Annotated in this window: 9 protein-coding genes; 3 read left to right on the forward strand and 6 right to left on the reverse strand. The window is 62.7% G+C overall.

The features are described from left to right. The first annotated feature begins 862 nt into the window (after window positions 1–862). A complete protein-coding gene (locus ABJN75_RS21710; RefSeq protein ID WP_348441706.1) occupies window positions 863–1,219 on the forward strand; it encodes a hypothetical protein in 357 nt (118 codons plus the stop codon). A gap of 54 nt (window positions 1,220–1,273) precedes the next feature. Here ABJN75_RS21710 and edd read toward each other — a convergent pair whose 3' ends face one another. The 3 genes from edd to zwf form a co-directional block, all read right to left on the reverse strand. After that, window positions 1,274–3,091 carry a phosphogluconate dehydratase gene (gene edd, locus ABJN75_RS21715; RefSeq protein ID WP_348441707.1) on the reverse strand — a complete coding sequence of 606 codons (1,818 nt, stop codon included), beginning with the start codon at window positions 3,089–3,091 and terminating at the stop codon, window positions 1,274–1,276. A 91-nt stretch (window positions 3,092–3,182) separates the two neighbouring features. Then, window positions 3,183–3,905 (reverse strand): 6-phosphogluconolactonase, encoded by a 723-nt coding sequence (gene pgl, locus ABJN75_RS21720; RefSeq protein WP_348441708.1) that lies wholly within the window; start codon window positions 3,903–3,905, stop codon window positions 3,183–3,185. Beyond that, window positions 3,892–5,367 carry a glucose-6-phosphate dehydrogenase gene (gene zwf, locus ABJN75_RS21725; protein ID WP_348441709.1) on the reverse strand — a complete coding sequence of 492 codons (1,476 nt, stop codon included), beginning with the start codon at window positions 5,365–5,367 and terminating at the stop codon, window positions 3,892–3,894. The genes pgl and zwf overlap by 14 nt, the downstream gene beginning before the upstream one ends. Before the next feature lie 567 nt (window positions 5,368–5,934). Between zwf and ABJN75_RS21730 the strand changes: the two genes are divergently transcribed. Next, on the forward strand, window positions 5,935–6,462 hold the full coding sequence (locus ABJN75_RS21730; RefSeq protein ID WP_348441710.1) for a hypothetical protein: 528 nt from the start codon (window positions 5,935–5,937) through the stop codon (window positions 6,460–6,462). A gap of 119 nt (window positions 6,463–6,581) precedes the next feature. Here the strand turns inward: ABJN75_RS21730 and ABJN75_RS21735 are convergent, their stop codons facing one another. Together ABJN75_RS21735 and ABJN75_RS21740 are read right to left on the reverse strand one after the other, a co-directional pair. Further along, window positions 6,582–7,868, reverse strand: coding sequence for an FAD-binding oxidoreductase (locus tag ABJN75_RS21735; protein ID WP_348441711.1), 1,287 nt, complete (start codon window positions 7,866–7,868; stop codon window positions 6,582–6,584). Window positions 7,869–7,880: 12 nt separating this feature from the next. Continuing rightward, complete coding sequence (locus ABJN75_RS21740) at window positions 7,881–9,317, reverse strand: glutamine synthetase family protein (protein WP_348441712.1); 1,437 nt, start codon at window positions 9,315–9,317, stop codon at window positions 7,881–7,883. A 285-nt stretch (window positions 9,318–9,602) separates the two neighbouring features. Between ABJN75_RS21740 and ABJN75_RS21745 the strand changes: the two genes are divergently transcribed. Further along, window positions 9,603–12,134, forward strand: coding sequence for a methyl-accepting chemotaxis protein (locus ABJN75_RS21745; protein WP_348441713.1), 2,532 nt, complete (start codon window positions 9,603–9,605; stop codon window positions 12,132–12,134). Window positions 12,135–12,175: 41 nt separating this feature from the next. On the opposite strand, the gene ABJN75_RS21750 is transcribed toward ABJN75_RS21745, so the two are convergent. Next, a partial coding sequence (locus ABJN75_RS21750) for a hypothetical protein (protein ID WP_348441714.1) occupies window positions 12,176–12,502 on the reverse strand: 327 nt, incomplete at its 5' end.

The raw sequence follows: 12,502 nt of genomic DNA on the forward strand, positions 1-12,502 counted from the left end.
TGCGGTGTAGTCGATCGCGGCAGTGTTTTGTGCCTGGGGAACATAGGCGTCCAGTGCGCTGGACTGTGCGAAAGCGCCGGTGGAAGCTGCGAGTGTCAGGCCGAGGGCGATGATGATCTTGTTCATGGTCGTTTTCCTTTGTGTGTCGGTTCAAGTGTCCGTCTGCGATTTTGTTTGAAGCGTGCGTCCCGTCTGTGTTGTCGTTCGGGCCGCGCCGTTTCGATGAGTTGAATGTGGAGCTTTGACGGATAACTTGCGAACCACATGAATGTGAGCGGCGCGTGCCCGGCGCGTGATTGGGTCGTCGCCATTCAAGTGATGGAACTTTTTAAATCCTGTAAAATCAAATAATTAGAATGAAATGGAGCGCGCGGATGGATCATTTGCGTCAACCGGACGAGACCCGCACCGTTCACAATCGGGCGCTTGTGATCACTGCAACGGGGTCGAATTCGGCGTTCCCGGTCTTAAAAACCTTGCCACGCTGACCAGGTCGCCGGGCGACCTGACGGCATGTGGGTCAATTCTCACGCCAGGTCACGCATCGCGTGATCGTTTATGGCCGAATGTGATCAATCTTTCACGGATTTCGGCGGTCCGACTGCCAAAATACACACACCAACATGTATCGAGCCACCCGATTCCGGGGCGATCATCTGGTCGGCGTGGTCCGAGGGGCAGCACCTGGTCGATCCGCGCATCACCGGGGCGTCGCGGCGGCGGAATCAGAACATGATCATTTTCTGTTAAATCTCGTTTGGTAAAATTTGGCTCAAAGGCAACCGGATAACCGGCACACAAGCGATGAGGGCGCACCATGACAATTTCGGGATCTCACTATTTGCAGAGGGAAGAATCCTTCATGTACGACCGCGAGACGCGGTTTCCGATGGAGCCGACGCTCAATCATGCCCGGATCGAATATACCGAGAAGGGTGTCATGCACATGGCATCGCGCCGCTGCACCATCCTTGCCATTTCCCCGAGCAGCGCCATTCTCGGCATTGTCACCCAGTTCACCATTCCCGAGCAGTTCTGCCTCGATATTCCGGAAGCGCGGATTTCAAAGGTCGGCTGCGTGGTGACGCGCATCAACACCAACGACACCATTCAGGTGCGGTTCCTGCGGCTGGTCACCGAAAGGGAAATGAACCGGATATTTGTCTACAGCGATCATCCGGCCCATCGTGACCGGGTTCTCGACCTGCGGTCCTGGTAGACCGCCGGCGGCCTCCATGCTGACGCGGACACCGCGGGATCTCCAGATCAAGTCCTAATACAACACGCTGGCGCCTTCGTCGGCGGTTCCGGCGTTTTCGCGGAAGCGGGCAAACAACTCCCGTCCCAGACCCCATTCATTGTGGCTGAGATCGACTGTGGCCGGTTTGCGTGCGGCGAACTCGTCGGCGGGCAGCAAGATCTCGAGCGTCCCTGCCACCGCGTCGAGGCGGATCATGTCGCCGTCGCGGATACGGGCGATCGGCCCGCCGACCTCGGCCTCGGGCGTCACATGGATGGCGGCGGGCACCTTGCCCGAAGCTCCCGACATGCGTCCATCGGTGACCAGCGCGACCTTCTGGCCGCGATCCTGCAGAACCCCGAGCGGCGGTGTCAGCTTGTGCAGTTCGGGCATGCCGTTGGCCTTTGGTCCCTGAAAGCGCACCACGGCGACAAAGTCTCCGGTCAGGCTGCCGGCCTTGAAGGCTGCCTGCAATTGCGCCTGATCATTGAACACCCGCGCCGGTGCTTCCACGATATGGCGTTCCGGCTTGACCGCCGAGATCTTGATGACGCCCCTGCCCAGATTGCCGGTCAGCATCTTCAACCCGCCATTGGGCTGGAACGGCTTGTCCGCCGTTGCCGCCACCTTGGCGTCGCCGCTTGTCTTGGACACCGGCTCACGCACCACGGCTCCGTTCTCGCCGAGCTTGGCTTCCACCGCATAGGCCGACAGGCCCTTGCCCCAGACCGTGCGGACATCCTCATGCAGCAGCCCGATCGAGAGAAGCTGGTCGATCATGAAGTTGATGCCGCCAGCCGCGTTGAAGTGGTTCACATCCGCCGGCCCGTTGGGATAGACCCGCGCCAGGAGCGGAACCGCGTCTGACAGGTCGGAAATATCTTCCCAGGTCAGCTGGATCCCCGCCGCCCGCGCCATCGCCACCAGATGCAGCGTGTGGTTGGTCGACCCGCCCGTCGCATGCAGGCCGACAACGCCGTTGACCACCGACCGCTCGTCGATCATCTCGCCCACCGGGGTGAACTCGTTGCCGAGCGCAGTGATCGCCAGCGCCCGCTTTGCCGCTTCCGCAGTCAGCGCATCCCTGAGCGGCGTGCCCGGATTGATGAACGACGAACCCGGCGTGTGCAGCCCCATGATCTCCATCAGCATCTGGTTGGAATTGGCCGTGCCGTAGAACGTGCAGGTGCCCGGACCGTGGTAGGATTTGGATTCGGCCTCCAGCAGCTCGGCACGGCCAACCTTGCCTTCGGCATAAAGCTGGCGGATGCGCACCTTCTCGTCATTGGACAACCCGGTCGTCATCGGTCCGGCCGGAATGAACACCGCGGGAAGATGTCCGAAACTCAGCGCCGCGATCAGCAGCCCCGGCACGATCTTGTCGCAAACACCGAGATAGACCGCCGCATCGAACATGTTGTGCGACAGCCCGACGGCCGCCGCCATCGCGATCACGTCGCGCGAAAACAGCGACAACTCCATGCCGGGCTGGCCCTGGGTGACGCCGTCGCACATGGCCGGCACACTGCCTGCCACCTGCGCCACGCCGCCGGCTTGATGCGCCGCCGTGCGGATCAGCGCCGGATAGGTCTCGAACGGCTGATGCGCCGAGAGCATGTCATTGTAGGAGGTGATGATGCCCAGATTGGGCGCCACGTCGCCCGCCAGGCTGGCCTTGTCGGCTGGTCCGCAGGCGGCAAAGCCGTGGGCCAGGTTGCCGCACGACAGGGTAGAGCGGTACGGCCCCTTGCCGGCCATTTCGCGCAACCGGTCGAGATAGGTTTCGCGGCTTGGCTTCGAGCGTTCGACAATGCGTTGAGTGACGGCGGCAATGCGGGGATCGACAGTCATGGCTGGCATCCTTCTGTTCAGGTTGTGACGGGGCTCTTCGCCCCCGTTGGCGCCTGGTGACGCCGGGCCCGGCCCGCTGGCCGGCCTGGCGCTACGGCGCCCAGTAAATCTCGACAGGTGTGCCGGCATGGTGCAGCACGGCGCGCACCGGCATTTCGGCTTCCGCTCCGGCCTCCAGCGCTTTCGCCAGAACCGCCTGCTTCTCGTCACCTTCTATATGGAGCACGATCAGTCCTGCTTCCACAATGCGCGGCAGCGTCAGCGTCAGCCGCGGCTCGCCCGCACCCGGCGCCTCGATTGTCATGACGCTTTGGCGGCACTCCGGATCGGTCACCGCGCCAAGCGTTGTTCCGCCGGGAAAGAACGAGGCTGTGTGTCCGTCGGTTCCCATCCCGAGCACCACCACGTCGAGTGGCAGCGCCAGCGCATCGATGGCCTGCGAGGCGGCCTGCGCCACCGCCGCGGCATCGCCGTTACGGTTGTAAAGTGGCACAAACCCGGCCTCCGCCGCCCGGTTCTGCAACAGAAACAGGCTGGCAAGGCGATGGTTCGACCGCTCATGCGCTGGCGCCACCATGCGCTCGTCAACCAGCGTCACGGTCACCTTGTCCCAGTCAATCTCGCGTCTGGACAAGGCGGCGAAGAAGGCCCTGGGCGTGTTGCCGCCCGAAACCGCCAGCGTCGCCTTGCCTCGCTGCGTGATCGCCATGGCCAATGCATCCGCCACCCTGTCAGCCAGCGCTTCGGCCAGGTCAGCACCGCTGCCGAAATTTGATTGCCTTATGTTGGCTTGCGTCACATCAGTCGCTTTCATGCCAGGTCCTGCCGTCGCGTTCGATCAGCGCAATCGCCTGGCTCGGCCCCCAGGTGCCCGCGGTATAAGGCTGCACCGGCTGGCCGGTCTCTTCCCACGCCGTCAGGATCGGGTCGACCCAGTTCCATGCCGCTTCCACCTCGTCGCGGCGCATGAACAGGGTCTGGTTGCAGCGGATCACATCCAGCAGCAATCGCTCATAGGCGTCCGGATTGCGCTCCTCGAACCGGTCGGCGAAGCTCATGTCGAGTGACACATGTTTCAGCCGCATGCCGCCCGGACCCGGCTCCTTGATCATGATCCACTGCTTGACGCCCTCGTCGGGCTGCAGCCGCATCACCAGCTTGTTGGCGGTAATCCGTCCGGCCCCGCTGCCGAAGATCGAATGCGGGATCGGTTTGAACGCCACCACGATCTCCGAGATCCGCTCGCTCATCCGCTTGCCGGTCCTGAGATAGAACGGCACGCCGGACCAGCGCCAGTTGCTGATTTCCGCCTTGATGGCGACAAAGGTTTCGGTGTTTGACACACCGCCTTCAAGCTCCTGCAGATAGCCTTTGACGGCTCCGCCCGCCGAGGCGCCGGCCTTGTACTGGCCGCGAACCGTCACGCTGTCGGCATTGCTTTCGGTGATCGGCTTGAGCGAGCGCAACACCTTGAGTTTCTCGTCACGCACCGCTTCCGCGTCCATCGACGGCGGCGGCTCCATGGCGACCAGACACAGCAACTGCACCAGATGGTTCTGCACCATGTCCCTGAGCGCACCGGCCTTGTCGTAATAGCCCGCGCGGCTTTCAAGCCCGACGGATTCGGCCACGGTGATCTGCACATGGTCGATATGGGCCGAGTTCCACAAAGGCTCGTAGAGCGCATTGGCAAATCTCAGCGCCATCAGGTTCTGAACCGTTTCCTTGCCCAGATAATGATCGATGCGGAAGATCTGCTCTTCGTCAAACACTTCGCCGATGGTCTTGTTCAGCTTGCGCGCGGATTGGAGATCCCGTCCGATCGGCTTTTCCACGACGATGCGGGTCTGCTCGGTGATCAGTCCGTTGGAGCGGATTTTTTCGGAAATGTCGCCAAACAAGGCCGGCCCGACGGCGAGGTAGAATGCCCGGACCCGATCCGCACCCTCTGCAAGCAGTTCCTTGAGCTCTGACCAGCCCTTGTCGGATTTGGCGTCGACCGCGACATAATAAAGCCGCGCCAGGAACTTCTGGACATCTTCCTCGTCAAACTCCTCGCCCTTGAGGTGCTCGTTCAGCGCGTCGCGCGCGAAACTGCGGTAGCCTTCATGATCCATCTGCGAGCGCGAGGCGCCGATGATCCGGGTCGGCTCGGTCAGTTGTCCGGCAAGCTGGCGGTGAAACAGCGCCGGCAGCAGCTTGCGCTCGGCAAGGTCTCCGGTGCCGCCAAAGACGACATAGTCGAACGGGTCGACCGGAATGATGATCTGGCTCATGGGAGGCATCCTGTCCGTGAACGGTGCCACAGACATAATCTAATCGATTAGATAAAGCCAGAGCCAAGAAGGCGGCGGATGCATTTTTGCTGCTTCAAGTTTGGCGGATGGCTCTCACGAGGCACGTCAAGGCGAGGCGCGGCCATTTCGAAATCTTTGCACAAATTTGAGTCGGTTGTAGTATCGCTTGATACTCGCGCCTATTGCGCGTGCCCAGGTCGTTGACGAGGGAGGAGGCCACGGCGTGGTGCATTTTGATGGCAATGTCGTAGTTGAAATGCCGGAACATAAAGTGTTGACATATGTTAACGGCAACGCCATATTGGAATTACGCGATGCATAGGTCACGCCACCCCAACAAGGAGGTTGAGGAAGCGGTCGCCCATGCCGAATCCGAAGGCTGGACCTTCAGAAAACAGGGGCATTGGGGGCGATTGTATTGCGCTCACGCTGACCGTGACGGGTGCCAGTTCGGCGTAAACGGGACACCGAGGAATGCCGGCAACCACGCGAGGCAGATTTACCGCGCGGTAGCGAGGTGTCCACATAAACAAAAGGAGCAGGATAATGAAGACCTATGAATTCAGTATCATCGCTTCTGGGCTGGACCCGCAGGCCGATGACTTTGAATCCAGGTTTTATGACGGCGGATGCGACGATGCCTTGGTGTCCTTCCAGAAAGGGCACATCATCGTCGACTTTGCCAGAGAAGCCGGGTCCGTTGATGCGGCCATTTCGTCAGCCATTGAAGATGTGACAAGTGTGGGTGGAGTGGTTGATCGGGTTGAACCCGACCCATTGGTCAGCTTGTCGGATATCTCCACGCGGGTTGGTGTTTCGCGGGCCGCTGTCTCATTGTATGCGAAGGGCGACCGCGGGGTGGGTTTTCCCGCTCCAGTCGCCAAAGTGACGGATGATCGCCCGCTATGGCTCTGGCCGTCAGTGGCGCAGTGGTTTTACTCGCGAGACCAACTGAGCGAAGACGCCCTGATAGAGGCTCTTGTCGTCAAAGAGGCCAATGATGCCATTGCATCCGGCGAAAAATCCATGGGCGAGCGGTTGAAGCGATGCGCCGAAGCCCGGCGTGCGGCCTGACCGCTGATGGGTGTCGCGCAAAAATCTGCAGCGGTTTTGCGACAACGACACGCACTAACAAAGAACTGACGCGCGTCACCTGAATCCGTTTCAACGCGACGCGCGTTAGCTCCGCCCCTCTAAAACTTGTCCCTGAGCGAAAACCACGTCAGCGCCAGGAACAGCAACGGTGCGCGGAAGCGGGAGCCGCCGGGGAAGGGGCCGACCCTGAGGTCGCGCATCACTTCCAGATCGTCCGAACCGCCAAGCACATGGTCGGCATAAAGCTTGCCGCAATAGTTCGACAGCATCACCCCGTGCCCGGAGAAGCCGCCGATCGAGGTGACATTCTTCATCACCTCGCGCACGAACGGACGCCGCGACAGCGTGATGCCCACCGAGCCGCCCCAGGAATGGGTGATTTCGACATCCGCAAGCGCCGGGTAGATCTCGACGATCTGCCGTCTGATATGGCTCGAGATGTCGGCAGGATTGTCCGAGGTATAGGCTTCGCGCCCGCCAAACAGCAGCCGTCCATCCGCGCTCTTGCGGAAATAGCGCACCACGAAACGCGAATCGTCGACAGACTCACCGCCCGGGATCACCGGGCTGTCGTCGCCCAGCGGTACTGTTGCGCCGATGAACGAGCGGATCGGCATCACATGCGCGCTTGTCACCGGTTCCAGCCCTTCGATATAGGCGTTGCAGGCAATCAGCGCCCGCCCGGCGACAATGTCGCCCGCGTCGGTTTTCACCGTCACGATGCCGCCCGAACTGGAAATCCCGCGCGCCCGAGTGGCCTCGTGCAACCGCGCGCCGGCAGCTGCCGCGGCGCGGGCCAGTCCGACGACATATTTCAGCGGATTGATGTGCCCGGTTCCCGCATCATGGGTGCCGCCATGATAACGCGATGACCCCAGCATCTCGGCCAGCGCCTCGCGGTCAACAAAGCTCAATCCCTCGTAGCCGAATTCCTCGCGCATGACCCGCGCGTGATCCCGGTAATCCTTGACATAGGCGGATTTGTGCGCCGCAGAGATCTGTCCCGGCCGGTAATCGGCCTCGATGCCGTGGGCGCTGGCGAACTCCATCAGATGCGCCTTTGCCCGCTCGGCGACGGCAAATTGCCGGATGGCGCCGTCGCGGCCGAAATCGGCCTCGATTTCCTCCACCCAGGCGCGCTGGCCGGTGCCGAGCTGTCCACCGTTGCGGCCCGAGGCGCCATCGCCAAAACGCGCGCCCTCGATCAGCACCACGTCCTTGCCGCTTGCCGCCAGGTGATAGGCCGCCTGCAGGCCGGTAAATCCGCCACCGACAATCACCACATCGGCGGTCGCCGGCCCGGTGAGCGCGGCATAGGTCGGTCGGTCGCCAAGGGTGGCCTCATAAAACGAGACACCCGGTGCGATTGGGTTTTGGTAGGTCATGTCTTGCACTTCTTAAACGTTGAGCAGCAGGAACTCGCGCTCCCAAGGGCTGATCACCTGCATGAAGGTCTCGAACTCGCCACGCTTGACCCCGGCATAGGTGTTGATGAATTCCTGGCCGAACACCTCGGCAAAGGACGGCTCGCTCTCCAGCAGCGACACCGCCTCGAGCAGGCCGCGCGGCAGATCCACCGAGCCTTCATTGACGGTCTTGTAGGCCGGATCGCTCGGCACGATGCCGTTGACCATGCCGAGATAGCCGCAGGCCAGCGATGCCGCCAGCGCCAGGTAGGAATTGGCATCCGACGAGGGCAGGCGGTTTTCCACCCGCCGCGCCACCGGTTCGGAATGCGGCACCCGGAACGCCGTGGTGCGGTTGTCATAGCCCCAGGCATTGTTGACCGGGCAGGCCATGTCGGGCGTCAGCCGCCGGTAGGAATTGACATAGGGCGCCATCATCACCAGCGCCTTGGGCACGTAATGCTGCATTCCGCCGATGAAGTTGAAAAACGCCTCGCTCGCATCGCCATCGGCCTTGGAGAACACGTTCTTGCCGGTTTTCGCATCCACCACCGACTGGTGGATATGCATCGCCGAACCGGCATATTCCTGCATCGGCTTGGCCATGAAGGTGGCAAACATGCCGTGCTTGATCGCCGCTTCACGGATGGTGCGCTTGAACAGGAACACCTGGTCTGCAAGCTCGATCGGATCGCCGTGGCGCAGGTTGATTTCCAGCTGCGCCGGACCTTCCTCGTGGATCAGCGTGTCAATCTCCAGCCCCTGCTTGTCGGAAAAATCATAGATGTCGTCGACCAGTTCGTCGAACTCGTTGACGCCGGCGATCGAATAGGATTGCCCGCCGGTAATCATCCGACCCGAGCGGCCCTTGGGCGGCTGCAGCGGATAGTCCGGATCGTCTGACTGCGCCACCAGGTAGAATTCGATTTCCGGCGCCACCACCGGCTTCCAGCCGCGTTCGGTATAAAGATCGACCACCCGCTTGAGCACGTTGCGCGGCGTGTAGGCCACCGGATCGCCCTTGGTGGTGACCATGTCGCAGATCACCTGCGCCGTCGGGTCGCTTTCCCACGGCACCACCGACAGGGTCGACAGATCCGGCATCAGCTTGAGATCGCCGTCGAGCGGATCATAGCGGAAATCGCCGGTTTCCTCGGGATACTCGCCCGAGATCGTGTGCCGGAACACCGCCGAAGGCAGCGACAGCGACGTGTTCGAGGTGAATTTCGACGATGGCATCATCTTGCCGCGCGCAACGCCTGCGAAATCCGGCGTGATGCACTCGATGTCCTCGATGCCGCGGACCCTGAGCCATTCGGTGGCCTGGGTCCAGTTGGCGACGCCGCGTTTGGCGTCAAGATATTTGGGCGCGGCTGCTTGCGCCGCCGGTTTGGATGAAGCCGGTTTGCCGGACTTTCGGGATGCCATAAATCACCATGTGCTAGCCACTAATGGCGCGATCATAGAGGTTTTTCGCCGCCGCGCCAGCCACGGTCCTGGCGCGCATCGTCGCGCCGTGCGCGCAGCACCGGAACCGGGTCCTTTGCCCTCGAATTTCGCAGACAAACGTTCAGGTGGTGTTAACCCGGCAATGCCACCATGACGAAAGAAGGGAGGACGCACGCCCGGCGATACCGTGGCGTTCCTGCATGATGCACCCTGTCTTGGCGGTCTGCCCGCATGTCTCCCGGCCCTTCCCGCAGGATTCGTTCTATGAACATTGACAGGCTGCTTGCCCGTTTCTCCATCCAGACCAAGGTCGTTGTTCTGGTCATGCCGTTGATTGCCGGCATGGCCGGTCTTGCCGCGATCAACCTGTACACCGGTTCGCTGCTTGGCGGGCGCCTGACCGGCACCAGCGCCAGCATCGAAAGCCTCAGCGGCTTCAAGGAAGCCTATGCCGGAATGACCAATTTCCTGCATGACCAGAATGAAGACAAGCGCGCCACCGTCATGCAGAGCCTGGATGACCAGCTCGAGCGCATGCAAAAGGTCCTGCTGCTGGCCGACAATCCGCAGGAATCCGAAGCCATCAAACGCTCCACCGAACTCGCCGGTGAACTTCGCGGCGATGTTGACGCGCTGTGGGCCCTGCATGGCGAGGTGCAGGCCATCCACGGTGCCTTTGACGAGACCTTTGGAGAAATCGAGGCGGTCCGCGGCCGCCTCAACGACCAGATCGAGACGGTCAGCCAGCAACTGACCGCCGCCGAGGACGAGACCAAGAGCAAGCTTCGCGCCGCCGACCAGCTCACCAGCGGCGCCTTGTCCGTGGTCGATATTTCCAGCACCATCTCGCAGGCCGCAACCCCGGAAGCGGCGTTCAAGGCCGCCGCGGATCTCAAACCCACCATCACCGCGATGAACCGCGAACTGCCCAAGGCGATCCCGGCGACCAAGCCGGTGGTCAAGAGCATGATCGCCGACAACATGGGCGGCCTGCTCGCCACGCTCGACAACGGTGTGGTCGGCGAAGCCGGCATGATCGAGTTGCAGAAATTCGCCAATGCGCTGCGCCCGGCCGGCATCATGCTGCAGGGTCTCGCCTCCCAGGTTGCCCGCCAGGCCACCGAAACCTTCGGCGAACTCGACGCCTCCATTCTCAGGGGCCAGCAGATCATCACCGACAGCCGCGAGTTTCTGGCGCATCTGTCGGCGCTGGAACTGGCGATGGTGCATTTCGTCGCCATGCCCGAGCAGTCCTATGCGGAGGCGGTGGCCGCGCGGTTGAGCGCGGTTGACCAGAGCATCCAGCTGATTGCCTTTTCCAATGGCGGCGAAACCGTCATGGAAACCATCGGCGCCAAATGGAGCGCCAAATCCGTCACCATTCCGGCGCTGATGGCCGATCTTGTCGCCAAACAGCAAGCCGAAACCGCGCTGTTCCTACAGGCCCAGACACGCATCAACCAGGCCTGGAACAGCGTTCTCGATTTCGCCAGCAGCCAGCAGCGCGGCGCCGAAGTGGTCAAGGATCGCGCCAGCGGCTTCACCCTGACCGCCGCCCTTGTCATCGGCGGCTTCGGCCTTGCCGCCGCCGTCCTGCTGATCGCCGCGCTCAAGGGCCCGATCCGCCGTCTGGTCTCGGCCATGCGCGACGTCGCCTCCGGCGATCTTGATGTCGATGTCGCCGACAGCGGCCGCGCCGACGAGATCGGCGAGATGGCCCGCGCCCTCGATGTCTTCAAGTTGAGCGCCATCGACAAGATCCGCATCGAGGACGAAAGCAGCCGCGACCGCGAAATGGCGGCCCGTGCGCGGGAGCAGGCCGACACCACGAAAGCCGAAGCCGACGCGCAGCTGGCCTTTGCAGTGGGTGAGCTCGGCGCCGGCCTGCGCAATCTCTCGCAGGGCGATCTGGTCTCCACCATCGACACCCCGTTTGCCAGCGGGCTCGACAGCCTGCGTGTGGATTTCAACGAGTCCGTCGACCGCATGCGCGGCGCCATGCAGCATATCCGCGACAACGCCCGCTCGATCAGCGACAATTCAGGCCAGCTCCGCTCGGCAGCCGATGATCTGGCCCGCCGCACCGAGCAGCAGGCAGCCTCGCTCGAACAGACCGCCGCCGCCGTCGAGGAAATCTCCGCCACCGTGCGTGCTGCCGCCGGCCGCGCCACCGACACCGACAAGCTCGCCGGCGAAACCGCCCGCGATGCCCGCGCTTCCGGCGAGGTGGTCACCCGCGCCGTCGATGCCATGAGCCGCATCGAGGATGCCTCGGGCAAGATCAACCGGATCATCGGCGTCATCGACGAGATTGCCTTCCAGACCAACCTGCTGGCGCTCAACGCCGGCGTCGAGGCGGCCCGCGCCGGCGAGGCCGGCCGCGGTTTTGCCGTCGTCGCCCAGGAAGTGCGCGAGCTTGCCGGCCGTTCGGCCGGTGCCGCCAAGGAGATCAAGCAACTGATCGCCGCGTCGGGCGACGAGGTCCGCTCCGGTGTTTCCCTGGTCGGCGAGACCGGCGAGGCGATCACCCGCATCATCGCCCGCATCGAGGAAATTTCAGATCATGTCGGCGCCATGGCCACCGCCAGCCGCGAACAGGCCACCGGTCTCGGGGAGGTCAACACGGCGGTCAACCAGATGGACCAGATGACCCAGCAGAACGCCGCCATGGTCGAGCAGACCAACGCCTCGAGCCACACCCTGGCCCAGGAAGCAGCCCAGCTCACCGATCTGGTCGCCAACTTCCGCCTCGACGCCGAAACCGCCCGCCGGGCCGCACCCAACCGGGCTGCCTGAGGCGCCGCCGCCCCTCCCTTCTCCCCTTGCGGGAGAAGGTGTCAGCGCAGCTGACGGATGAGGGATCTTTTGCGCGGCCACCCCTCATCCGTCTCGCCGCTGCGCGTCGATCCACCTTCTCCCGCAAGGGGAGAAGGAAGGTGCTTGCCATACGCCGGCGGGAACTGCTTGAGCGCCCGGTCGGTGATGTTGTCGATGTTCTCGCCGTTTTTGGTGTAGCGATGGCGAGGGAGCATTCGGGTGCCGCCGGCCCTCCCTTCTCCCCTTGTGGGAGAAGGTGTCAGCGCAGCTGACGGATGAGGGATCTTTTGCGCGGCCGCCCCCTCATCCGTCTCGCCGCTGCGCGTCGGTCCACCTTCTCCCCCAAG

Source organism: Hoeflea sp. (assembly GCF_039975035.1).
Lineage (GTDB): Bacteria > Pseudomonadota > Alphaproteobacteria > Rhizobiales > Rhizobiaceae > Hoeflea.